Here is a 24199-nt window from a genome sequence, read left to right as displayed (position 1 = left end):
TTCTCCAAGGAGTTTTGCCGGGATGGCGTGCACGCCATCCCCAGGCCCAAGAGGGACCCCCCTTGCTCGCCCATCGCCATGCGCTCTACAGGAACCCTGCGTCGCCGCCAGACCCCTTCTCCGGGGGGTCCTTGTCGAAGTGCCAGAAGGGGTTCTCTACGGCAGCCGCTTTCAGCCGCTCCGCTATGGCTGCCAGATCGGCCCCTTCGCCTTTGATCGCGCTTAGCTGTTCGGCGTCCCGACGCTGGCGGTCGGATCTAAGGAGACTGACGCACGCCGCCAGCGATTCGGAACTCGCGGAGTACCTCGGGTCCTCGGCGCGGGAGAAGAGCTCCCTAAGCGTCTCGTCCTCGATGCCCCCAATCCAGCTCGCCGCCGCACCTACCGGAGGCTTTTCACCCCACTTTCCGCGTAGCGCCAGTGCAAGCTGCTCTGCGGCCTCGCTGTCCATCAGGCCCTCTTCGAGTATGGCGGGCCAGGCCTCCGCGCGCAATGGCTCGTGAAGCACCGCGTGGAAGACCACGTAGGCCCTCGCGCTGATCGGATCGGGAACGAAAGCTCGCGGCACCGCAGGTTCCGCCCTCCTTCTGTCGCGATGCAGCGACGACCTGGCGCGACGCACGTCCGCCCGGAGTTTGGCTTCCTCGATCTCGTGCGACCGGCCCTGGTGGTACTTGTGCACCAGACGCGCCACCTGGGCGTCAACCGCCGGCATCGCGTCGCATTCGGCCAAAGCGCCCACCACCCCGGTCCAGAAATCCTCTTGATCGGGCTTGAGGGTCGCTTCAAGCATCGCCAGCCGGAACTCCAGGGGGCTCAGCCCTTGATCGACCGCTTTCTGGACGGCGTCCGCGCCGAGGCTCCGAAGCAGCGTGTCCGGGTCCTGACCCGTAGGCAAGAGCGCCACCCGCACCCTGTTCCCTGCCTCATTGAGGACCGAAAGCGCCCTTTCGGCGGCCTTCTTGCCGGCGGCGTCGCCATCGTAGAACACGACGACCTCGCTCGCCCAGCGCTTTAGGAGCTTGGCGTGATCTTCGGTCAGCGACGTGCCCAGCGAGGCGACGGCGGTCTTGACCCCCGCGCAGTGGCAGGCGATGACGTCGAGATACCCCTCCACCAACACGGCTCGGCCGGACTTCGCGACGAGGTCCTTGGACTGGTAGAGGCCATAGAGAACGCGGCTCTTTCTGAAGATAGGCGTGTCGCCGCTGTTGATGTATTTGGGGACCCCATCACCCAGGAGCCTCCCGCCGAACGCGACCAGTTCACCCCGCTCGTCGCGGATCGGGAACATCAAGCGCCCTCGAAACTTGTCGAAGAACCCTCCAGAGGAGTCTTCTTCGGCGAGGAACAGGGACTTGGCCTCTTGAAGAGGGAGGCCCTTCTTCTTCAGGTGGGTGGTCAGGGCTACGTCGATGTCGGCGGCATACCCAAGCTCCCACGTCTTGGCCACCGCCTCGTCCAGACCTCGCTTCTCGAGATAGGCTCGCGCAGTCTCCGACTGGGAAAGCTGAGCTGTGAAAAAGGCCCTGGCCTCCTCCATGATCGCCTTACGGACCTCGCGCTGGGACTTGTCTTCCCGAGTGCCGATCCTCTTCAGCGTGACTCCGGCCCTCTCGGCGAGGATCTTCAGGGCCTCGGGGAATTCGACGTTTTGGGTCTTCATGACCCATGTGAAGATGTCGCCGTTCTCGCCGCAGGCCCGGCAACGGTAATAGCCGGTGGTCTCAGAAACATCAAAGGAAGGGTTCTTGTCCGGATGAAACGGACAGAGGCCCTTCCAATATTTGCCGCTGCGTTTGAGCGCTATGGATTGTCCGACGAGGTCGACGATGCTTATCCTGGCTTTGATTTCGTCGCGCTCGTCGGACACTCCAAGAGTTTAGTCCTTTCCGCCGGCGACCACAACCCCGGTCACCACATGGCCCTTCTTTTCATCGAGCCGAGAGAGGCGGAAAGCCACTTTGTTCTTTTGCAGGAATCGGACGACGAACGAATCGCCGGCGATGTCATAGCCATCAGGGTTGCCGTAGGCCTTCACCAAACTGGCGAACGGAGCGCCGAAGCTGGTGCCTCGGTTCGTGCGCACTGCAGCGTCCTTGATTCCGATCGCTTCGATCTGCACGACGCGGCCCTGCTTGTTGACGATGAACGCGTACTTGCTGTTGGGCCGGTTGTAGATCCAGCGGGTGAAGTTGGTCGACGTGGAGCTGCCGGAACCGCCACCGATCGCTCGGCCAGGGCCGCCGCCGGAGGCTCCAGGTCCCGGAGGGCCACCCTGGATCGTGCCGCCAGGGCCACTGGCGCTAGGCCTCGGAATGCCTTTGCCCGGGCCATCCTGCATGAACAGGGTGCTGCCGAACCCAAAATCGTTGGAGGGAGAGGTCACACCAATGGCGCCTGCAGAACCGCCTCCGCCACCACCGCCCGCGCCGGGAATACCCATGCCGGGAGGCACGCCTGGACCTGCGCCCTGGGGCGAAGCCGGGCCGCCGATGCCTTGGCCGCCCGAGGGGCCCACGGGTCCGACCGACCCGCTGGAAATGCCCACGGCCTCGATCTCATTGGGCGAACCAAACTTGTTCAGCACGACGGTGGCGGGATCAAACAGATGAACGCCGACCAGGCCGTTCTCGTCACGGGCGGCCGCCGCTTTGGCAGGAGCCTTTTTGACGACCTTCTTTGCCGTGGCCTTTGACCGCTTTTGAGCCGAAACCGTTGCCGGAGCGGCCAAGATTGCGCCGACCGCCAACGTTGCCAGGATTGCTAACCGGTAATTCAAAACTCTGATTCCTCCTAAAAGGTGCGCTATTCGTTACTTTGGACGGGAACGAGACTCAAAAGGTCACGCCTCTGCGCGCCGTTTCGGCCAAGCAAGGCCCGACCTGCGGCCAAGCTCGCGGTGCGTTGAATCATCCCGCCCCCTTCGGGCGTAGTAAGGTATACCAGACTCAGGCTCGTCCTGAACCAGGACACATCAACTATGGCAGCAGATCTCGCTCTCGCAACCTCTGAATTCGAGGAGAAAGTCCTCCAGTCCGACGTCCCCGTGCTCGTTGATTTTTGGGCAGAGTGGTGTGGCCCTTGCCGAGCCATCGCTCCTTCGATCGAGCAGATCGCGCAGGAGTACGCCGGCAAGGTCAAGGTCTACAAGGTCGACGTGGACCGCGAAGGCGACTTGGCCATGAAGTTCAACGTGATGAGCATCCCCACTTTGCTGGTGTTCAAGGGCGGGCAAAAGGTTGGGCAGATGATCGGTGGCGCTCCCAAGCAGAAGATCATCGAGCTCCTGACGCCGCATATGTAGGGGTGCGGGCTCTTCGCGACCGGGTTTGCAGGCTCGTTTCGCAAAACGGGACTCATGCATATCCCTTTTGGGGGAAGGAGCGGCTCCATCAAGGGGTCCACGAGCTCTAAGACACGAAGATCAAGGATCAGGGCAGTAGCTGGCTCAGGCTTGCTGGTGGCGCTCTTTCTTGTCGTCCGGCCCATGATGTGCGCCCCCGCGCCCAACGCGATCACGAAGGCCCTCGAGCCGCTTCATTTGGCGATGTCCCCTTCCCGCGACGAGGTGGCCCCAAGCAGCGGAGTGCCGGGCCAGTCCTTCGCCAAGTACCGCGACTCCTATAGGAAAAGCGACTACACCACCCTCTACGTCCAGCCCATCGGCGCGCTCGATGCGCGCAGCCGGCAGCTGGTCGCCGAAACTGCCGAGCTCCTCGCCGTAACCTTTTCCGCGCCGGCCAAGGTGCTCGATCCGATCTCCGACGACCTGATCCCAATGTCTGCTCGACGCAATCACGGCGGGGTGGAGCAGTTCAACGCCACGTATGTCCTGGACGAGGTGCTCGAGCCAAGGCGGCCCAAAGATGCGCTCGCCGTCCTGGCGATCACAGCGACAGACCTGTTCCCTGGCGAGGATTGGAACTTCGTGTTCGGCCTGGCGAGCCTAAGCGAGCGGATCGGCGTGTGGTCGCTGCACCGCTACGGTGACCCCGGATCGGAGGAGTTTCGCCGGCGTCTCTTCAAGGTGGCGGCGCATGAGACGGGGCATATGTTCGGGATCGAGCACTGCATCGCGTACGAATGCTTGATGAACGCCTCCAAGAGCAGGCTTGCGGTGGACCTCGCGCCTATGTGGTGCTGCCCGGAGTGCGTTCAGAAGGTCGCGTTCGCTCGAGATGTGGATCTCCCCGGTTACTTTTCCGACCTCGCGGCGTTTGCGAAGTCCCACAACCTGCCTAAAGAGGCTGATTATTGGAGCAGGTCGCACGATGCGGTGGTCCAGATGCAATCTGCCAAATAATACCGACGCGTGGCCCTCCTTCCAAGTCAAGTCCCCCTCGCAGTACGACGGCTGTCTGCTGGGGTTAGTACCATTTTCCCGTCGATCTTTCGTCGTATACTGGATCGATGGTGCGCATCGCTTATGCCGCAATTGGAATTGGAGTGTGCGTTCTGGCAGGCGCATTCGCCGTACCTGGTATCGGTTCAGCAAACGCGGTCGTGTTTTCATTCCTGCTGACATACGTCTTGGCGCTTACCGCTGGCATGATGGTCGTCCTGGCGTTCATCATGCGTCCACCATTCAGCGGATGGAAGGCGCTGATGCCCGCCGTCTTCTGCTTTCTGCCCATGTTCCTCGGTTGGTTTCCAGTGTCTGGTTGGCTCACCGAGTTGGGTCGAGAGCTTAGCTGGCAAGGACTTCCTTCATACAATTGGATTCTTGCGGCGATGGCGCTTGGAGTGCTTTGTCCTGATGGCGCGATTCTAAAGAGCAAGCGCGTTCAGCCGAACGATTCGTTGCCAGGCGGCCCCCCTTCGGGTGGGTCCTCGCGCGGTCAGTGATTTTCGGTGCCTGCACCCAAACCTACATGATTCGCAATGCCTCAGGACCCTCGGGCCGAGTCCCCCGGGCAATCCTGAGCCTTTGGTCCTGAGGCTAAGCCGAGCGCCCGGACAAAGCCTCAGGAGCAGAGCGCCCTTGAGTGCCCGTGCCCCGGCGAAAGGCTCCTGAGGCATGGGAACCTGCTATCCTTGTTTTAGGCCAATGCGGACCGTCATCGTAGCGATCGTTTCGTTAGTTGTGGGCCTTGTGATCGGGGTGAGTTGGCAGGCTAGGGCTCCCGTCCCCAACAGCGAGGCCCGCAAGCCCCAACTGGCTTTTGACCCTGTTTGGGCGCGCGATGACACGACGATCGAAAAGCAAATAGCCTCGGTTGACAAGAAGGTCAGGTTCCGCATAGTGATCCCAAAGGGAATGCTCATAGCAGAGGTCATCACGCCGCCGGTTGAGATGCACGACCCCAAGGACTCGCTCGCTGTCCTGTATCTGGACTACCGGAAAGCAAACCCCAGGGTTATGATCCCTTTGGGTTGGGAGAGGTGGGGTCCTAGCGGTGAGGCGTCCTTTCCGGCAAACCTGCACCAAAGCCCCCCCGATGGAGCAGTTAAGACCGGTTTCTCGTTCATGATGGGGCCGGAACAACCGGGAAAGTACGTACTTTGCGCGACGGTTTCTCGGGTCCGCGATGAAGGTCTTGAGCCGCCAGATCCGTTGCGGCCAAATGTGCGCCAGTACAAGCACATCATGCTCCAGTTGCTTCGATACCAATAGAGATTTCGATTGCTATGGTACTTTCTCTCACCGCCGCGATATTGGCCCTGGCCCTTCAGCAGACCCAGACCATCAAGATCTTCGTTGTGGGCTACTACCCCGTCGTCGGCGACCAGATTGATAAGACCGTCGCCACCGAGGAGGCCTACAACGCCTCGGTCCGCGCGGGCGGAGGCTACGCCGGCCTGAAGGCCAAGACCGACCGCCTGACCAAAGAAGCCTGCGCCGCGCTGGAGGAGGGCTCGCGCTTCCGGGGCTACAAGCTCCCGAGCAAGCCCGCCCTGAAGTACGAGGTCGTCGGGGAGATGGTCATCAAAGAGGGCATTCCCATCCGCGCCAAGAAGGGGCAGATAGGCGCAGCAGCAGATCTCTGGCACCCCTCCGGGGTGCAGGACTTGGGGCGCTCGCGGACCCGGGGTGTCGCTTCGCTCAACCCCGGGCTACTTTCTTTGACCCCTGCGGGGTCGTTTCTCAGGAATCCAGAGAGGAGCGAAGATGAGCCCCTGCTCGACTACAACGCCGTTATGAAGCGCATTGACGCCAAAACCTGGGTCGAAAAGAAGGGCGTAAAGCAAATCTGGATGTGGGGCTACCACGGCAAGAACGGGCTCTGGGAATCCAACATGTCCAGCCCCACCGGCGACGTCAGCAACTCGGACCGCGACGAGACCGACCTGCCCGTCTTCAGCAAGACCTACACCGTCTTCCACTTCAACTACGGCCGCGAGCTGGGCGAGATGCTCGAAAACCACATGCACCAGCTCGAGCACCTGATCAACCACATCGACGGCCGAGACACCGCCCCGCCCGAGAAGTGGCCCGAGCTGCTCTTCTGGGGCAACTTCGTCGGCAGCGACATCTCGCACAAGATCGTCACCAAGCCCGCCCACTGCGGATGGACCCACTACGCGCCCAACAGCGAGAGCGACTACGATTGGACCAACCCGCGCACCGTCGAGACCGACATCGAGGACTGGAAGCCCGACGGCGGCGGCAAGACCCAGATGATGAGCGCCGACCGCTGGGGCCGCGAGCCGATCAAGTGGCGCATCTACTGGATGCAAGCGATCCCCGGCCTGAACCACGGCCTGACCTATAAGGGCAAGAAGCTGCGCAACTGGTGGTCCTTCGTCGCCGAATGGGACCGGGCGAAAAGGGAAAAGTGGACGCTGTTGGAGCGGTAGGGGAAGAATCTCAGCAGTTCCCGGCAGTTGCCAGGCCGCGAGGGAGAGGCCGGAGGAGAAGTCCTCCAGCTACACAAGTCAACTAACACCCAAGATCAGGCTCAGAAGGAGGATGGACACCCGCCGGACGGGTCCGGGCTTACTTCGCCAGAACGTCTTCGACCCAGGCCAGGCCGCGCATCATGCTCGGAAAGCCAAGTGTCGTTACAGCCAAGAGCACGGCATGGCGCAACTCGTCGGGCGTCGCCCCGGCCTCAAGTGCCTTCCGCACTTGCGAGTGGGTGGCGCCTTCTTGAGCCGATCCGACCGCCATTCCAAGTTTGACCAAGCAGCTCGTCTTGCGATCCAACGGGCCCGCTGCCGAAACCGCGTCGCTAATGGACATGTAGGCTTGCCCGAGGTCGGGGTAGTCCTCGAGGAATTTTGAAAAGTGTTTGGGGAACTTCGTCATGGCCAACTCCGAGTCCGTTGAAAGAGGGTTGGATGCCGGGCGCGTCGCCTGGCATCCACCGACTTCCTACTTGAATGCGAAGAAGAACGTCACCCGGAAGAATACGTTGTTCTTCGGCGTGCTCGAAGTGGTCGAATCGCGATAGGTCACGTATTCGATGTTCGGAATGATCTTGACGTCCTCGGAGAGCTTGTACTCCAATCCCGCCATGTAGAACGTCGGCTTCGCGTCCTTGGAGAGCGCCAAGTAGGAGATCTTGTCCGCGCCTGGGACGGGATTGTTGACGAAATCCACGCGGAAGAACGGGCGGGCGTTATCCGAAACCTTGGTATCCACGTAGAGCGACGTGACCTGCAGTTTGGTATCTGGACCCGTCGCGTTTTGCCTGCGCTGATCTGCAAACAGGAGCCCAGCCTTGGACTGCGGCGTCACGTACATCAAGTTGAGATACGCAGTGCGCCAGTCCGTGTGGCCCGTTTTGTCCCAGCGATCAACGTAACCCTCGATGGTCAGGTCCTTGGTGAGCTTGTGCGCGAGTTGGAAGTAGATGGCGTTGCCCTTTTCGGTCTTGCCCTTGGTGCCGCTGCCGTTGCCTACCATTAGCCAGTAGGTTGTTTTCTTTTCCTTGTCGAGCGGCCCCTTAACGGAGATTCCCTGGTCGCGAGCTTCGCCCATCTTGAATAGGTCGAGCGGGGACTTCTCGATGTGCCGATAAGCGAGCGTGCTGTCAATGTTGTCCCACGTCGGCGTCGGAATCAAGCCCAAGTAGAACTTCTGATCGCCCTGCGATCGCTGCAAGTACATGTCCTTGATGAAGGGCTGCATCGTCGTAGAGCTCGTGAAATCGCCAGGGCTGTTCGCCTCGAGACGAAATCGGGCGGCGAAACCTGCGTCCATCTTCTTGTCGTATGTCAAGTAGATCCGCCTGAACCAAAAGCCGTTCATTCCCTGGATGGCGCTGTTGTGGTGTTTGTTTGCGCTGTAGATGTCACCAAACGCGTATCCGGAGATCTGCCCGGGATCTTTGCCGCCTTGGGCGGCGGCTTGGCTGTACGTCGCAACTGCTGCTGTGATCGAGAAAGCGATCACAGCCAGTCGAAGTGCTGATGAGGGTTTGTGTTTACGTGTCATTGGGTCGTTTCCTCGTTCCGTCGAGTCGTTAGGTTGCTTTGATCAGTTTGATGTTGGTGTCGTAAAAAGCCACGCTTGCACCGACCGGATCGGCGAGCGAGGTGTTCTTGAGCACCGGGTCCACGCGCATGGCGGCGTTGAGGTGCGTGCCTGCGGCACGCCTCTCCTCACCCTTGATCACCTTGCCGTCAACCGTCACGTCCGATGCGCCATAGGCCCAGTGGCCGTAACCGAGCGCAAACGAGACGGTTCCGGGCCTCATGCCCTGAACCGTCTTCACCTTGATTTTGAGGGGCCGCCTATTCCCGTGGCCGAGATCCCAGACGCCAGATGGGTTCGAGGCCGAGATCACCTTCACCAAGTCTCCGTCCTTGAAGCCGCGTTGCGTCGCATCAGCCTTATTGATCAGCAGGACGTTGGTCGGCTTCACCGCGGTGAGCCAGTAGTCGGCGATCGTGCGTGACTTCGTCATGGTGATGTCGCGGTGCGTGGTCAGCTTGAGGTCGTACTTGTCGTCCTGTACTGGGCTGCCTGCAATGTCTAGGTAGGGCGCAATGAACCGCGGTACCCCGCTAAACGCTTTGCCGCTCATGGCGTTCTTGACGCCGGCGGCCTTCTCCGAATACATGTTCAGGAGCTTGGCGTACTTGTGCTTGACCTGAGCGCCGTCGTAGCCCTTGTCGTAGTCCTCGTAGCGGCCTCCCCGGTTCAGGACGAAGACGACCTTACGCCACCAAGCGTCGCCAACCGCAGCCTTCCACCGGTCGGGATCGAACACCGACTTTGGAAGGTGCCGCCTGGAAGCAAGGAACAGCTCCATCTCGCGGTCGTCCGCATCCGGCACCGCCTCCCCTGCCTTGTCGCCTGCCGCAACGTTGGCGACCATCCTCAGGTAGAAGTCCTCCGGCTTGGCCAGGTCCATGCCCGTGCCCATGCCTTCTTTTCCAAACCCGGCCAGCCCCAGCCCTTCGCTGAAGGCCATCAGCATGGACTCCATCGAGATCGGCATCTTCTCTCCGAATACCGTAACGGTCTCTGGGATGGGTGCGATGGCGGGCTGGCGCACCGGCTGCTGCTTGTTCGTGAACGAGGGGTGGCTGCCGTGGAACTCCCAACGCTCCAGATAGGTCAGGTCCGGGAAGATGTAGTCGGCGTACATCGAGGAGTCGCCTACGATGATGTCGCTAGCGATGTAGAGGGGGAGTCTCTCTACGTCCTGCAGGGCCGCCACCAGCTTGTCTCCGGCGGGCAGGGAGTATACAGGTGACCCCATGTACAAGATCAGGCACTTAACAGGGTATGGGTACTGATCCGCGATGCTCGGGACGATCTCCTGGTACACGTCCGAGGAAAGCGGATAGAACGGCCGCTTCGCGGGGTAGCCGGAGAATAGGGTTGTTTCTTCGTATTTCGCGTCGTGCCGAATGCTGCTCAGGCCGAACGCCTTGGCTTTGTTCGGGTGCAACTTCGGAAAGAAGAACGGCTTGCCTTCAATCGGTTTGCCCTTGCTGTCACCAGTGACATTCCAGGCGGACGCCTTCACGTATCCACCCTTCCAGTCGTAGTTGCCAAGGAGCATGTTGAGGCTGTTGAACACGAAGCAGTTGTAAAAGCCGTTCGTGTGCTGGCTGACTCCTCGATGAATGTCGGCGACCGCTTTCTTACCATGGCTCGCGAACTCCAGGGCTATCTCGACGATGTCTTTCGTCTGGAGTCCGGCCATTTCAGCCCATTCCTCAATCGTCCGCTCATTCGCCGCCTCGGCCAGCAGTTGGAAGGAGGACTTGACACGGACTTCCTTGCCGTCCACGAGCTTGACCGTCGTGTTCACGTTGAGGTCGCCCTCGACCGCTAGCGTTGCATCGTTCGGGTCCACCGCGAGCGGCTTTCCGCCCGACAGCACGACGAAGCGCTCGTATGGATACTCCGTTCCGTCTTCCGCCTTGCGCGACTCGATAGGCGCGACGCCGATCTCATGAGACCGGAGGAACTTGTCTGGCTCGCCCTTCTCGTTGAGCTTCACAAGCCACGTGGCGTTGCACCAAGTGGGCTCGCCGTCCGCTTTCGCGGCGGCCTTGTTCGCGTTTTGGAGGAAACGCGCGTCGAAGCGGTTGTTCTCGATGATCCAGCGAATCATCGCCAGGCCGAGGGCAGCCTCGAAGCCGGGCTTGATCGGCAGCCATTTCCACGCCTTCGACGCCGTCTTCGAAAACCTCGGATCGGCTACGGCGATCTTCAGCTTTCCTGCTGCGAGGTTGTTCGTCAGGCGCGGCGTTCGCGCCGGCGGGCCGTAGTTGCCCTCGAAGGGCGAGGCTCCGACGAAGAGGATGAACTCGGCGTTGCCGGTATCCGCCTGCCAATAGAACTTGTCTCCCCCGGTCCATTTGACCTCTTTGGATTTCTCGTCGTAGTCCCATTGCTCGCTCATCGCCTTACCGGTGAAGTACAGGCTCCCTTGGCACACCGTCGTGTGCCCGTGCGCGTTGACCGAGCCGAAGGCGTCCGTCACGAACCTGCGAGCGAATTCTCCTCGGCCCGCTTTCATGCGGCCCCATGCAAACACCAGTTGATTGTTCTTGGGGCCGAGATCGGGATGATCCGGGTCAATCAGCGCATCCAAGTGGTCTTTGTGCTTAGCTTTGAATGCAGCGATCGCGTCCACAAGCGCGGACTCTGGGAGCTTCTTTTTGCGAACGTCTTTGATGACGTTTTTCAACTCGGCGAGCGACTTGTCCATCGCGGCGGCGACCTTTGGATCGCGGAGCCTGCAAATGTCCTTGAGGCCCTCCACGGTCCGGTTCTCCTCGCCAGGCACCTTCGAGAAAAGCGATCCTCCCTCGACGATTTCCTTCACCGCCTGGTCGAATGGGATCGAGACCCACTTGTTCTCGCCGCGCTTGCCGGCGCGTTTGAGCACCTTGCGGATGCGGTACGGGTCGTAGACGCTTTGAAGGCCCGCTTGTCCTTTTGGGCAGATGGCGCCGTCAATGCCTGCCATTACGAACGGCGACGTATTCGCCGGAAGGTGGGGAACCATCGTCGTCGGCGCGAGCGGATTGCCGTCAATCTTGACCGCGACTCCATTCACGAGCTTGACCTTGATGCCGCACCCGGTGTTGCACTGCAGGCAAACCGTGTTGATGATGTTCTCAGGCTTGGAGAGATCGTATTCGGCGGCGCCCGTCTGCGTGGTTTCGGCGAGGCGCGCCCACTTGAGGGGCAGTCCGGTCGCGCCGAGCAGGGCCGACGACTGGAGCACGTCGCGCCTGGTCATGCCGTTCCGGGATTCCTGTTCCTGAGTTCGAGTTCTCTTCGTTTCGTTGCGTGAGGGCATTGCTCTTTCCTTTGGGTCGTAGGGTGGCGGGTTCACTGAAGGTCTGGCAGGGGATTCCGGTTCACGTGATGTAATACACGCGCGGCTTGGTCCCCAGATTCTCCTTCAGGCGCATGAGATTCGGCTGCGAAACGAGCTTCGCGACGAGGCTCTCAGGGTCGTTCGCGTCGCCGAAGTAGGTCGCTCGGCCGATGCAAGTCGAAACGCACATCGGAAGCATCCCTTGGCGGTGGCGGTGCATACAGAAGGTGCACTTGCGGGCCTTAAAGACGGGCGAAGCGTCGGCAGTTCGCGGCCACTTCTTGCCGTACTCGTAGTTCGCCGCCTTCTCGTAGGCTTGGTTCTGCGGCGTGCCGTCGGTCCAGTTCGCGCCCATATCGAGGGTGCGAGCACCATACGGGCACGCCTCGACGCACTTGCCGCACCCGATGCACTTGGCGTAGTCAATGTGTACGAGGCCGTCTTTTGCTTTCCACGTCGCCTTGACCGGGCAAGGCTTGACGCACGGCGGTCTGTCGCAGTGGTTGCACAGGCGAGGAACGAAGCGCCTCTTGACGTTCGGGTAAACGCCCGCCTCTTCTTCGGATACCGGCCGATACACGACGCCGGGCGGCAACTTGTTTTCTGCGATGCATCCGACGGTGCATGCGTGACAGCCCACACACTTTCGCAGGTCAATGACCATCACCCAGCGTCTTTGCGTTTCCGGCTTCTTCAGGGCGCGCTGGAGGTCCCGCATCATGGTGATTAGCGAGTCCTCATCGTGGCGCGGCTCGGGCAGGGCGGGAATCTGGATCGCGTCGAGCGCGGGACCTGGGCCTTCCCTAGCCAGTAGGCTCGGCGCGGCAAGCCCGGCCATGGCTGCGCTCGCAAGCCGCGTGATCGCTTGGCGGCGCCCGGGGTCGAACCCGGTCTTGAGATCCATCTGCAGGACGTCGCTCCTATCGGCGCCGTCCAGCAAGGCTGTCGTATGTTTTTTCATCGGCGCGGCCTCCTTGACCGCTCGGCGGGAATCACAGGGCCGGCCGTTGCCATGAGTGACTGGACCAGACCCTCAGACGCATTGTCTTTGGCTTGCAAACGGGCCGTGCTGCAACGCTTCGCTTCGAATCGCGCGATGTCAGCCAGCGTCGTGCGCATGAGGAACTCGAAGAGGCGCTCGCGATGCTTCGCCCAGAACTCGTGGCAAGGGCAATTGCGCTGCGCAGAGCAGGGCGCCGTCCCCATCAAGCACCGCATCTGAATAACGGGATCGTCCATCAGTACGCAAACTTCGTAGAGGCTCACGGAGTGTGGATCGCAGGCAAGCCGAACGCCACCGCCAATCCCCTTCCGGGTCGCGACAACCCCCTTGCGGGAAAGCGTGAGGATGATCTTGCTCAGATACGGCAGGGCGAGGCCGGCGCAGTCGGCAACATCACGAACGAGCCGAGTCCGCCCCTCGATCCCGGCAAGGCACCCGAGCGCCGAGATTGCGTACCCGGTAGTTTGGCTCAACACCCGCTCGCGTCCCCCATCGTAAACGGATAATACTACCTTCAGGTCTTCTTGTCAAGTGCTCATGCGAAGAGCGACGAAAGTCTTCGTTACATCTCCGCAGCCCGAAGTCTATGTGACCATTCTGACCCGCGGAACTGCACGCTTCTCGGCATGGTTGGAACGATGCGCTTCGACACGGGCGACAACGGTGCGATGCTGGTGATTGCCACGCGTGCCTCACGGATTGGCCACTAGGTCAACATTGTGCAGCGACCGTCTCACCGCGTGGGCGGTGGGGTTAGGTGTCATCAGCTCGATTCAGCCTCTATAAGGGGCAAATCCCTTAAAACGGTCCTCCATGCGGGACCGTTTTTGGGGATTTGCGCCTCTTTCCGAGTCGGTGAACTACTTGCTCTGGCGACGCTTTCGGATTGCGGCGAGGGCACCGAGTCCAAGAACGGCCATCGTAGCAGGCTCCGGGACGGCGGCGATTCCCGTGACTTCGATCGGCGTACCGAGTGAGCTGGTCCCGTAAGCTCCAACACCCGAGATCGCATTGAGCGCGCCGACGGTGCTGAGCTGGGTCAGTTGGGAGAGGAACAAGCGGCTCTCGTTCGCCTTCCAGGCAAGGTCGGGTTCGCCGCCCGCCGGGTTGAACGTGTTGTTGGCGATCCCGGTGACGCTCATCGCACCGAACGGGTTGTTGATGATGTTGCGCTGCCAGCCGTTCGAGTTCGGGTTGTTCGCGTCGATGGTGTTCACCGCGCCCGTCCCGTCGTCGAAAATGATGTCTGAATCGCTGGCGCCAGGGACCGCGCCAGTGCTAATGAGGCCATAGGTGATCGGATTCAGAAGTGCGATCGAGCCAGTAAAGAACCCACCTGGACCGTGCGAGACGACGACGCCCCCCAGGGAGCTCATGTATTCCAAGCCCTCGAAATAGGCGTTGGGGATACCGTGCGAGACGGTCGTCGCGGTCTGCGCGCCTGCGTCGATCTCGACGAGCACCGAAGAGAACGCGCTGACCACGCCGACGGCCAAGAACCTGTTCGTTTGTGGGACATAGGTCAGGAAGTTGACTGCGGTAGTGTTCGGGACAGAAAAAGTGAACTGCTGCGTAGCGGCACCGTTCAAGGTGTTGATCACGCTGAAGTGGTAGGCGGCGGTGCCGTTGTTTGCAGGGCCCACTCCATAGAGCTGGGCGTTGGCGCCAACGGCGGCGGCGGCGAGTAGAGCGACGGTGAGTTTTTTCATGTTTGGGTCTCCGACAATCCTTACTGAACTGTTAAGATTGCCGGCTCACCCAATCTGTTCCCACTGGGCGCGAATAATCGACCCGATTGCTTGAATGTGGCCTCGGCTGGTCCCTCCAGAGTCCGTTGATAGGGAGGTACAACCACCTCCAGTGTCCACGCAGCAAGCACCGACCGTCGCGCGCGCCAGCCTGATCATGGCAGCGAGCCTCCTCCTTTCCCGGATTTTGGGGGTGCTGCGTGACCAGGTGATGGTCTGGAGCTTCGGGCGCAACGAGTTCACCGACGCCTACCGCTGGTCCTATTCCATTCCCGACCTGCTGTTTTTTCTGGTTGCAGGAGGTGCGCTTAGCTCGGCGTTCATACCGGTCTTCAGCGAATACCTGCACACCGACCGGAAAGATGAGGCCTGGAAGGTGTTCTCGGTCGTGACCACGCTCATGTCGGTGATCGTGATCGGGTTTGTCGTCTTCGCGTGGGTCTTCGCCTACCCGCTCACCTACGCGGTGGCACCTGGCTCGGACGCCGATCCGGTTCGTGAGCTGATCGCCACGATGAGCCGGATCGTACTGCCCGCCCAGTTCGCGTTCTTCATTGGTGGACTCATGTTTGGGGCGCTCTATTCGCATCAGCGCTTCACCGTTCCAGGGCTGGGGCCCAACGTCTACAACCTGGGAATCATCTTTGGCGCGCTGGTGATCAGCCAGTTCGTGACCCCTGGCGTGGTGGGCATGTCGTGGGGCGCGCTGATCGGAGCGACGATCGGGAGCTTTCTGGTGCCGCTGGTCGCCCTTCGCGCCGTGAACCCAGAGTTCAGACCCTCACTCGACCTCAGCCACCCAGGCGTGAAGAAGGTGATGAAGCTGATGCTTCCGGTCATCCTTGGGCTCTCGCTTCCGGGGGTTTATGGGCTGATCATGCAGGCTTTCAGCAGTTACTATGGCAAAGGCACGGCAACGGCGATGGACCTCTCGAACAAGCTGATGCAGGCACCGCTCGCAGTGTTCGGACAATCGCTGGCCATCGCGGTCTTCCCCACGCTCAGCATGCACTTTGCGCAGAAGGAGATGGACAAGTATGCGTCGCAACTCGCCTCAACGCTGCGCACCGTGATCTACATCTCGGTCCCGGTCTCGGCTCTGATGATCGTCCAGTCACCCGACATCGTCGCGGTTCTTTTTCAATACGGAAAGCGGTTCGGCGCATCGGACACCGCGGTGGTGGCCTCCTGCCTTCAGCTCTTTGGGGTCGGCGTGTTCGCCTGGTGCCTGCATCCGGTACTGATGCGCGGGTTCTTCGCGATCCAGAACACGGTGACGCCGATCGCCATCGGAACGGCCACGACCGCAGTGTTTTTGGGGCTTTGCTTTGGTCTCCGGTTGACCTCCTTGAGCTACCTCTCACTGCCCTTGGCGAGCTCCGTCAGTGCGATTCTGCTTGCTGTGATGCTTCTCGGAGTCCTTAACCGACGAATCGAGGAATTCGACCTTAAGGGGATCACGGCCACGTTCTTCAAGAGTTCGGGGGCGGGGTTGGCGATGGGCTTGGTCCTATGGATGGGCGCTCTTGTAGTGCCTCGAGGCGAAGGCCTCGGCCACAACGCGCTGTCTTTGGTGCGGCTGTTTGTGTTTGGGCTAAGTGGCGTCTGGGTGTATTACGGCATCACGCGCAGGCTGGCCATGCCCGAGACGGCGTACCTGGACCGGACCCTGGCGAAGCTCAATAGGAAGCGGGGCGCATAGGCTGGGGGGTATGGCCGAGGAGATGATGAAGTGACGGGATTAGGGGATGAAGGGTAGGACCTCATCAGCCAGGATGAAGTGGCTCGCAATGATCTGGCAGACGGTGTTTCGGTCTCATCATCCCTTCATCTCATCATCCCTTCATCGCTCAGCCTCCGGAACCTCCATCCCCAACCCTTTCCTCCTCCAGTGCAGGAGAAAGGGGCGGAGCTTTACTCGTGCTCCTTTTTGGGCTGTTCGAAGTCAGGGTCGATCATGGAGAGTGAGAGCTTTCCGTCGTCCTCGGTCCACACGCCGCATGGACCGCCTTGGGGGCTTACTTCGCGGGTGACTTCCCTGCCCTCGAAATTCAGCAGCGGCTGGTACCACGCCGAAACCTGGCGAGCTGAACTCGGGACGTAGTGAGCAATGAAGCTGCGGCGGAAGCGATCGGCGCTGGTGTTGGTCGAGCTGCCGTGCGGGGTCCAGCCGTTGAAGAAGAGGGCATCGCCGGCATTGAGTTGAAGCTCGACGGCTTTTGCATCGTCGGGCAGAGGGATGGTGATTTGGGACCAGCTTTGGGAAGGGTCCGCCTGCTTGACGCACATCAGCGGCAAGTCGCCCATGCCGGGGACCACGCGCATGCCGCCGTTGTCCTCATCCGCCGGATCGAGAGCAACCCAGCACGCGTGGCAGGTTCCTGGATCCACCCTCAGGAAGTACTGATCTTGATGCAGCGCGTGGCCCCTCGAGCCGGGCGGCTTGAAATAGAACATGGTCTGCGCGGCCAGCGCGTCCTCACCGAGAACCGATCGGAGCACTGCTCGGATTCGCGGGTCGAGGAGCAGGCTCAGGCTCTTGGGATCACGCCGGTGCGGGTGCATGAATCTTGGCCACAGGCGAAGCGGATCGTCCGAGAGCAGCCGGGTTTCGCTGTTCTCACCGGGGTCAAAGCCCGATTCCCTGAGCGCCATGAAGTGGGCCAGGTATTCCTGCACCTCCCGTTTCGAGAGAAGACCTCGGACAATCACGAAGCCCTCACGGCGATACGATTCTGCAAGCTGGCTGGCATCGGCACGCTGGGTCTCTTCGAGCATGATCCTGCATTGTACGACAGAGGTTTGGGCTTGGACGCCGGCGAAGGGCGACGTTGCGAGTGCGATGGGCCTTGTGGCACCCCTTGCGGGGTGCGGGGGTTGGGTTGCGCCTAGTCCAGAGGTGTCGCTTCGCTCAACCCCTGGCTACTGCCTTCTGACCCCGCTGAGGTCATGGAGGACTGGGGCGGGGTGGCGGCCGCCCGGATTGCGGCTTCGGGTTGCGCCTGGTCCAGGGGGTCGCTTCGCTCGACCCCCGGCTACTCTCTTCTGTCCCCGTTTTGGGGGGAAGCGGGGCAACTAAGAAAGAAGATGGGGGCGGACTGAGAGAGGGCGAGGCTGGCTCACGGATCACCAAGGACGCTTGAACCCGGTATATACTCCAGGTATGCCCACGCGGCGAATGGTTGTGAGCGGGAGAGTGCAAGGAGTGGGATTCCGCGACTACACCCTACGCTGTGCGGACCAATACGAGGTGCTTGGCGAAGTGTGGAACCGGCTCGACGAGTGGGTCGAAGTCATCGCGCAGCATCCCGATCCCGTGGTTCTGGACCTCTTCCGCGAGCAGCTCCTTTTCGGCCCAGGAAGGGTGGACTCCGTTTCGGACGAGGACTACGATCCCGCCCCGGAATACGACGGATTCCGCATCAGCTTCATCGTCTGAGCGTCGCCAGGTTTTCTCGTGCCAACGGGTTCTGGGGGTCGAGCTTTAGGAGCCTTTCGTAGTTCAGTCTCGCAAGATCGACCCGCCCGAGCTGGTGCGCCACAAGCGCGAGGTTGGTGTAAAGCGCCTCACCCAGCAGCATCGGATGAACCGTCGTGGAGCGGTCGTATTTCCCCGACGCTGCAAGGCGTTCAAGGTCCTGAAGGGTGGAAAGGGCCCCATGGAGGTTGCCACGTCGGATCTCAGTTTGAGCGGCGACGCTGAGCGCCCAGGGGCTCCTAGGGAACCAACCCTTGCACAGAAGGATGAGGACGTCGGCCCGTCTGCTTCGAAGCTCCACATCGGGCAGACCGGTGAGATAGGAGGCCAGAAACTGGTCCAAGGTATTGGAAGGCGGCTCGTCGAGATGCTGGAGGCTAACGAGTTCGTCGGCAAGCTCGTCCAGGAGGATCTGCCCCCTCGGGTCCCCCAGCTTGACAAGGGTGTTCGCCAGCTCGATGCGGTAGTAATACTGCCCGGGCCGAAGCTCAACCTCGCGCTCCAGCAAGGGCAGGTTCCGCCTTAGCTTGGCTTCGGAAACCTCCTGCCGAAAGCCGTCGTGCCAAAACGGGATGTCGGTGTTCATCAGCTTCTGGCCCGGATAGGCGGCCATCAGCGCCTCGTCCGGCAGGTGTTCGTGGATGACCCCGGCAAACCGAACCTCCGGATGGGTCCGCCATAAACGAAACAGGCTTTGCTCGCCGTGGGCTCCGTCGGGTAGAAGGTCTCGACGGATGAGTGTGAATCCAAACGCCAGGTCGTTCAGGATCGCCCGTTTGATGGCGTCCACCGCACCCTCCACAAGCCACTCGTCCGCGTCGAGCCACAGGGTCCACTCGGTCTCGACGGCATCGAGCGCGACGTTTCGGGCGGCGTCGAAGGCATTTGGCCATTCGATCTCGATGATCCGGGCGCCGTTGGCTCTGCCAATTTCTTGGGTGCCGTCGGTGGAGCCGGTATCGACGAGGACGACGTCGGTGGCAAGCCCACTCAAGGAACTCAGGCAGCGCTCAAGGCAACGCGCCTCGTTGCGGACGATGGTGGCAAGAGTGATGCCGGGCTTCAAGCTGAAGCGAAGGTACCACAGGGCATGTATCAGGATGTATCAGCTTGCATCAGGCGGTAATCTCATCGGGCCGTGGATATTCGCTTCAGTTCGGAAGACCTTGATCCGCACGAGTATGAAGGGCTGGTGTTCAATTTGCCGGCAAAGGATATCCCGATCCATATTGCGCGAGAGATCTCCCGGGTTGGAAGCATGGAGCTTTGGGAGTATCAGCACTTCGTGCACCACGACCACCCCTTCCACGACCCGGACGATGCGCTTGCGGGCGAGCCCGTGTTGGCGGAGCAGTGGGCTAATGTCCTGAACGCCAGGTTCCCGGAATTCCGGTTTGTGGTCGAGGTCAGCCCAGTGGATCGCATCACGTGGTATCAGGCGACCGATACGGCTCCCACCGAGGACGATCCGGAGTTCTCGGACTATTCGCCCCCAGTGTCATTCCAGGTGTCTGAGTTCGTCGGGATGCTCAAGGAGGCAAGGGAAGCCGAGGATTTCGTTGGCGCGCTTGGGAGACTGAACAGGGAGTCCTTCCGCGCCCAGACGTCTCGCGAAGGCTCTGCAGGCAATTGCGAGCATTGCGAAGCCTCGAGCGGCTTCACCGAGGCTGCCATCTCACCCCAACACCGTGGGATGCGGGTGATGGCTTGCCTGAGCTGTGGCAAGCAGGTCGTTCATTCGACGCGCATCATTCGGTACAAAGTAGGGTTCTAGCCGCGGGCAGCCATATTGCCATATGGTAGAATATGGCTGTACGGCATGAAGACGACCATACAAATTCCCGACCTCCTGTTTCGGGCGGCCAAGAAGAAGGCGCTCGACGAAGGCGTGACGCTGGCTCAACTTATTACGCGGGCCCTTGCCGCCGAAATCTCACCTTCGCACAAGGGGGCGTTCAAGTTCAATCCTGGCGCCTTCACCTTCAAGGGTAAGCCGGGAATTCAGCCCGGTGTGGACTTCTCCAACTGGGAGCAGATTCGGGCGCTCTGCTACGGAGACCGCGAGTAGTGATCGCTCTTGACACGAACATTCTCGTATACGCCCACCGCGGCGACATGCCGTTCCACACCGAAGCGCTGAGCACGCTCAGACGGGTCCTCGAAGGAGGCGAGCCTTGGGCGCTTCCCTACCAAGTGCTCCATGAGTTCTACTCGATCATGACGAACCCGCGCCTATTTGCAGACCCGACGGAGCCAAGCGTGGCCATCGGCGCCATCCTGGAGCTGCTAAGGTGCCCCCAGACCGTCCTCCTGTCGGAGACGGGCAACTACTTCCCGGTCCTCCAGAAGGTCTTGTGGGGAGGCGACGTTCGGGGCGGAAAGGTGCACGATGCGCGCATCGTGGCGCTATGCCTTTGCCACGGCGTGGACGAAATCTACTCGGCAGACAGGGACTTTTCACGGTTCACGGGGTTCATCCGGATCACCAATCCGTGTGCGCGTGAAACACCATCGTGAGGCCGTCGGTAGAATAGTCTGTTAATGACGACAGTTTTGTCAGGTAAGACGGACTCCCAGCGGCTCGATGCTATCGGCGGGATCGTTCAGGGCGGCGGCAGGATTTCTCCAGAAGATGCCCTCTTTCTTCTAGAAAACGCCGATCCGCTGTCCCTCTCTGCCCTGGCCACCCTGCGCCGCCAACAGCTAGCTCCCGATCCGGTCGTGACCTATGTCGTCGGCCGAATCCTGAACTACACCAACGTGTGTTGGGTGCGCTGCAAGTTCTGCGCGTTCTATAGAGTCCCCAATCACGCGGAAGGCTACACGCTCACCGAGGACGAGATCCTTGACAAGGTCAGGCACACGGTGGAAACGGCTAGGGAAATGCGTGAGAGTGGTGAGAGTGGATCCGAGCCTATCTCACAACCCTCACAACTCTCACCATCCTCACCACCTTTGCCGTCCTCATCCCCGGCCGAGTCCGTCGAAATCCTCTTCCAGGGCGGACTGAACCCCAAGCTCAAGATTGACTGGTACGAAGACATTTTTCGCAAGATCAAGGCGGCTTACCCCGAGGTCATCCTCCATGCGCTCTCTCCCGCAGAAGCCATCTACATCTCTCACATTTCAAAGCTCACCCTGAAAGACTGCCTTACTCGCTTGAAGGCTGCAGGGCTTCACTCCATACCTGGCGCCGGCGGCGAGATCCTAGTAGACCGTGTGCGGAAGATCATCGCGCCTTATAAGGACACGACCGACGAGTGGCTGGAGTGCATGCGTACCGCGACTTCCCTTGGCCTCAAGAGCACGGCAAGCATGATGTTTGGGCACGTGGAAACGCTTCAAGATCGGGTCGAGCACCTCACCAGGATACGGGACCTTCAAGACGAATGTGCCCCATTTCGGGCGTTCGTGACTTGGAGCTTCCAACCCGAAGACACGCAACTACCCATCTCCCAAAAGGCCTCATCCTGGGATTACCTTCGCACCTTAGCGGTATCGCGTATCTTTCTGGATAACTTTGTCAATATCCAGCTTTCGATTCTGACCCAAGGGCCAAAGGTCGCTCAGATAGGGCTCCGCTACGGAGCAAACGACTTCGGATCCATCATGATCGAAGAAAACGTGGTTTCGGCCAAGGGAAATAAGTTCATCATCACCGCCAGAGAGTTCGAAAAACTCATTCGTGGCGCCGGATTCGAGCCAAGACGTCGAAACACTCGTTACGAACTGATTGGGTGAGCCTAATCGGCTAACGAAAGTCGAAGTGTCGCAAAAACTGCGGTTCGATTGCTCGCTATCGCTCGTAGAATATGTAAAGCGATGAGCGTGCTCTTTCAAAACCAGATTGGTCCCGGAATGGCGAAGGTCCTCTCAATGGGCGCTCTTGGCAAGAGCGATGAGGAGATCGCCTCGACTTTGGGAATGACTGCCGCCGGCGTCGCCGAGCATTGGAGGAATCTCGACCAGGTGTTCCACCCCTCCATAAGGGAAGGCTCTTTGCGCGCCTTGGCCGGCGAGCCGATGGGGCAGGAAATCGCCTTCGAAGACTTGAAGGCTCTGGTGCTTTACGAGGCTGCTGAGAGGCACCGATATGAACGCCTATTCGAGCAGGCAAAGGCGGGCGTGGGCCTCGCGCTTCGCAGCAGCGACTCCAGCAAGCGGAATGAGTTTGGTGCGAGCCAGCAGGTGAAGGTCAGCTACCTTTCGAACCTGATGGAGACGATGCCGATGGCCGTCTACAGGGTTGAGGGACAGCCTCCGTTCCGGATCCTCTTCGCCTTCGGCTCCGCCGGCGCCAAGGGCTGGAGTGATGAGGATTTCACGTCTGGGAAGATCCAAGTGTTGGATCTGATGCATCCAGAGGATTTGCCAATCGTGATCGCCGGAATGGAGAGCCACGCGAAGGCGGGGCGCGAGTTTAGCAGCTTCCAATATCGGTTCCGAGAACCTGAAGGCGGCTATCGTTGGGAGCTGGACGCCGTGCGCACCCACTACGCCGCCGACGGAAGCGTGGAGAGCTACACGGTCGTGACCACGAACATCACCGACCTGGTCGAGTCCGGAAAATGGCCCACAAAGTCGGCCTGCACGTGGCCCCAAGCGATGCTGGTGTAGTTTTTTGTTGCGGGTGGGTTCACATTTGAGCCTTCACGTGGTGCTCGGTTCGGCTGAGCACTATCGCAGCGGGTGAAGGAGCGGCCCTGGATTGGAGTCAAGGACACCCTGTAGTTGCTGTTGTCTTCTTTCCGGCCCCGTACTCATTTGCGAACGAGAACGAGGGAGGGGTTAGCCCTTTGGGGTCCATCGCGCCATGACGGCTTTGCGAGACATCCCTAGCAGCTCCAGGTTGCGAAATCCAGCAACCGACGTCCCCCGGGGCCTCCAACCCAAACCTCTTCCTCCTCCGGATCAGCAGAAAGGGGCAGCACCATCTCTCCACTGTGGAAATGCCTGCCCTGAGCAGGTGAAGGCCCCTGTCCCTTCATCCCCTCTTCCCCTGATCTCTTCATCTCTTCCTCCGCTCGTCCCCTAGCGCCTGGGAACCTAGAGCGACTCCGGTTCAGGTATCCTACGGTGTCTTAAGACATCACGGCCAAATGCCGGAATGGCGCATGGAAGCGTGGGAACACAGCTAAGGTTGGTGCAAGCGATGTTTCAAACGACCCTCCACTCGGCGCGAGCGCGAAGCCGCGCCTTGATCCTCCTATTACTTACCGCCCTGTGCTCGGCGCTGCCGGGCTTAGCCTTTGGCTCGGGCGGCGAGGACGTCCAGCTCAAGTTCTCCAAGGGCGACTATGTGTACCTTGGGATTTCACTTGCCTTTGGATTCATCTCGCTCATCGCCGCATGGATGATCGGCAAGTGGGTGCTTTCCCAAAGCACTGGCAATGAGAAGATGCAGGAAGTGGGCGCGGCGATTCGCGATGGCGCCCTCGCCTATCTGAGACGCCAAATCAAGACGATGGTGCCCTTCATCATCGTGCTTTCGATCCTGCTCGCCATGTTCTTCTGGAACAAGGGCGCTCAGACGGCGATCTCGTTGGCAATCTGTTTTGTTGGCGGCGTTGCGGCCTCCTACATCGCTGGATTCGCAGGCATGATCATGGCCGTTGCCGCGAATATGCGCTCGGCGGCGGCGGCACTCACCAGCCCGCGACGCTCGCTTGAAGTGGCGTTCCGCGCGGGCGCTGTGGCCGGACTCCTTACGGTAGGCATGGGCCTGATCGGCGCGACCGCGATCTTCTTGATCGCAGGCAACGGCGCGATGCAGCTACTGGTCGGCTTCGGATTTGGAGGCTCGCTCGCTGCGCTCTTTATGCGTGTTGGCGGCGGCATCTATACGAAGGCGGCCGACGTCGGAGCGGACCTTGTGGGCAAGGTTGAGGCCGGCATCCCTGAAGACGACCCGCGCAACGCCGCGACCATCGCCGACAACGTCGGCGACAACGTCGGCGACTGCGCCGGTATGGCGGCAGACGTTTTTGAATCCTATGAAGTGACCCTCGTCGCGGCCATCGTGCTGGGCGCTGCCACGGCGGTGATCTTCGACCAGGCCACCTGGATGCGACTGGTCATCTTTGCGCTTATGGCTCGTGGCGTGGGCATTCTCGCGTCGATTATCGGCATCTTGATGGTCAAGGGCAGCGACGACGTGGATACCGATGCGCTCACCCCGATTCGAAGAGGGTTTGCCTGGTCCGCCGTCTTCGCGGCCATCGGGACCGCCGTG

22 protein-coding genes and 1 pseudogene are annotated in these 24199 nt (G+C 60.6%); 13 read left to right on the top strand and 10 right to left on the bottom strand.

Annotation, left to right across the window (positions count from 1 at the left end):
* Positions 1-85 precede the first annotated feature (85 nt).
* Entirely contained in the window at positions 86-1873 is a 1788-nt protein-coding gene (locus HZC36_13070; protein ID MBI5707909.1) for a DNA primase, read from the bottom strand.
* Positions 1874-1882: 9 nt separating this feature from the next.
* The gene (locus tag HZC36_13065) at positions 1883-2782 is read right to left on the bottom strand and encodes a hypothetical protein (GenBank protein MBI5707908.1); all 900 of its coding nucleotides are present in this window, start codon (positions 2780-2782) and stop codon (positions 1883-1885) included.
* Between the two features lie 201 nt (positions 2783-2983).
* Here HZC36_13065 and trxA point away from each other — a divergent pair, with 201 nt between their 5' ends.
* The 5 genes from trxA (at position 2984) to HZC36_13040 (ending at position 6801) form a co-directional block, all read left to right on the top strand.
* Positions 2984-3307: a thioredoxin gene (gene trxA / locus HZC36_13060; GenBank protein ID MBI5707907.1), complete on the top strand. Its 324-nt coding sequence runs from the start codon at positions 2984-2986 to the stop codon at positions 3305-3307.
* Between the two features lie 156 nt (positions 3308-3463).
* Entirely contained in the window at positions 3464-4306 is an 843-nt protein-coding gene (locus HZC36_13055) for a hypothetical protein (GenBank protein ID MBI5707906.1), read from the top strand.
* A 107-nt stretch (positions 4307-4413) separates the two neighbouring features.
* Complete coding sequence (locus HZC36_13050) at positions 4414-4848, top strand: hypothetical protein (GenBank protein MBI5707905.1); 435 nt, start codon at positions 4414-4416, stop codon at positions 4846-4848.
* 202 nt (positions 4849-5050) lie between these two features.
* Positions 5051-5617 (top strand): hypothetical protein, encoded by a 567-nt coding sequence (locus HZC36_13045; protein MBI5707904.1) that lies wholly within the window; start codon positions 5051-5053, stop codon positions 5615-5617.
* A gap of 14 nt (positions 5618-5631) precedes the next feature.
* Entirely contained in the window at positions 5632-6801 is a 1170-nt protein-coding gene (locus HZC36_13040; GenBank protein ID MBI5707903.1) for a hypothetical protein, read from the top strand.
* 139 nt (positions 6802-6940) lie between these two features.
* Here HZC36_13040 and HZC36_13035 read toward each other — a convergent pair whose 3' ends face one another.
* The 6 genes from HZC36_13035 to HZC36_13010 form a co-directional block, all read right to left on the bottom strand.
* On the bottom strand, positions 6941-7252 hold the full coding sequence (locus HZC36_13035; protein MBI5707902.1) for a carboxymuconolactone decarboxylase family protein: 312 nt from the start codon (positions 7250-7252) through the stop codon (positions 6941-6943).
* 66 nt (positions 7253-7318) lie between these two features.
* On the bottom strand, positions 7319-8383 hold the full coding sequence (locus tag HZC36_13030) for a hypothetical protein (protein ID MBI5707901.1): 1065 nt from the start codon (positions 8381-8383) through the stop codon (positions 7319-7321).
* Positions 8384-8411: 28 nt separating this feature from the next.
* Complete coding sequence (locus HZC36_13025; protein MBI5707900.1) at positions 8412-11717, bottom strand: molybdopterin-dependent oxidoreductase; 3306 nt, start codon at positions 11715-11717, stop codon at positions 8412-8414.
* Between the two features lie 61 nt (positions 11718-11778).
* Positions 11779-12642 (bottom strand): 4Fe-4S dicluster domain-containing protein, encoded by an 864-nt coding sequence (locus HZC36_13020; GenBank protein MBI5707899.1) that lies wholly within the window; start codon positions 12640-12642, stop codon positions 11779-11781.
* Between the two features lie 53 nt (positions 12643-12695).
* A complete protein-coding gene (locus HZC36_13015; protein MBI5707898.1) occupies positions 12696-13214 on the bottom strand; it encodes an Rrf2 family transcriptional regulator in 519 nt (172 codons plus the stop codon).
* Between the two features lie 387 nt (positions 13215-13601).
* Positions 13602-14450, bottom strand: coding sequence for a PEP-CTERM sorting domain-containing protein (locus tag HZC36_13010; protein MBI5707897.1), 849 nt, complete (start codon positions 14448-14450; stop codon positions 13602-13604).
* 151 nt (positions 14451-14601) lie between these two features.
* Here HZC36_13010 and murJ point away from each other — a divergent pair, with 151 nt between their 5' ends.
* Positions 14602-16191, top strand: a complete 1590-nt coding sequence (murJ, locus tag HZC36_13005) for a murein biosynthesis integral membrane protein MurJ (GenBank protein MBI5707896.1) — start codon at positions 14602-14604, stop codon at positions 16189-16191.
* A gap of 212 nt (positions 16192-16403) precedes the next feature.
* Here the strand turns inward: murJ and HZC36_13000 are convergent, their stop codons facing one another.
* Positions 16404-17267, bottom strand: coding sequence for a phytanoyl-CoA dioxygenase family protein (locus HZC36_13000; GenBank protein ID MBI5707895.1), 864 nt, complete (start codon positions 17265-17267; stop codon positions 16404-16406).
* Positions 17268-17652: 385 nt separating this feature from the next.
* Here HZC36_13000 and HZC36_12995 point away from each other — a divergent pair, with 385 nt between their 5' ends.
* The gene (locus HZC36_12995; protein ID MBI5707894.1) at positions 17653-17928 is read left to right on the top strand and encodes an acylphosphatase; all 276 of its coding nucleotides are present in this window, start codon (positions 17653-17655) and stop codon (positions 17926-17928) included.
* Here the strand turns inward: HZC36_12995 and HZC36_12990 are convergent.
* Positions 17918-19033, bottom strand: a complete 1116-nt coding sequence (locus HZC36_12990; GenBank protein ID MBI5707893.1) for a glycosyltransferase — start codon at positions 19031-19033, stop codon at positions 17918-17920. The two genes, HZC36_12995 and HZC36_12990, sit on opposite strands and share 11 nt — an antisense overlap.
* Before the next feature lie 72 nt (positions 19034-19105).
* Between HZC36_12990 and HZC36_12985 the strand changes: the two genes are divergently transcribed.
* From HZC36_12985 to HZC36_12960, 6 genes and pseudogenes are all read left to right on the top strand, one after another.
* Complete coding sequence (locus HZC36_12985; GenBank protein ID MBI5707892.1) at positions 19106-19741, top strand: hypothetical protein; 636 nt, start codon at positions 19106-19108, stop codon at positions 19739-19741.
* A 45-nt stretch (positions 19742-19786) separates the two neighbouring features.
* Positions 19787-20035, top strand: a complete 249-nt coding sequence (locus tag HZC36_12980) for a hypothetical protein (GenBank protein ID MBI5707891.1) — start codon at positions 19787-19789, stop codon at positions 20033-20035.
* The gene (locus HZC36_12975; GenBank protein ID MBI5707890.1) at positions 20035-20484 is read left to right on the top strand and encodes a PIN domain-containing protein; all 450 of its coding nucleotides are present in this window, start codon (positions 20035-20037) and stop codon (positions 20482-20484) included. The genes HZC36_12980 and HZC36_12975 overlap by 1 nt, the downstream gene beginning before the upstream one ends.
* Before the next feature lie 24 nt (positions 20485-20508).
* Positions 20509-21708: a CofH family radical SAM protein gene (locus tag HZC36_12970; GenBank protein MBI5707889.1), complete on the top strand. Its 1200-nt coding sequence runs from the start codon at positions 20509-20511 to the stop codon at positions 21706-21708.
* A gap of 81 nt (positions 21709-21789) precedes the next feature.
* Positions 21790-22584 carry a PAS domain-containing protein gene (locus HZC36_12965; GenBank protein MBI5707888.1) on the top strand — a complete coding sequence of 265 codons (795 nt, stop codon included), beginning with the start codon at positions 21790-21792 and terminating at the stop codon, positions 22582-22584.
* Positions 22585-23119: 535 nt separating this feature from the next.
* Positions 23120-24184 (top strand): annotated as a pseudogene (locus HZC36_12960) (sodium/proton-translocating pyrophosphatase).
* The last annotated feature ends 15 nt before the right edge of the window (positions 24185-24199 follow it).

It is taken from the genome of Armatimonadota bacterium, assembly GCA_016223145.1.
GTDB lineage: Bacteria > Armatimonadota > Fimbriimonadia > Fimbriimonadales > Fimbriimonadaceae > Nitrosymbiomonas.
Note: the sequence above shows the minus strand (reverse complement) of the source record. Positions and strands in the feature narration are given on the sequence as shown.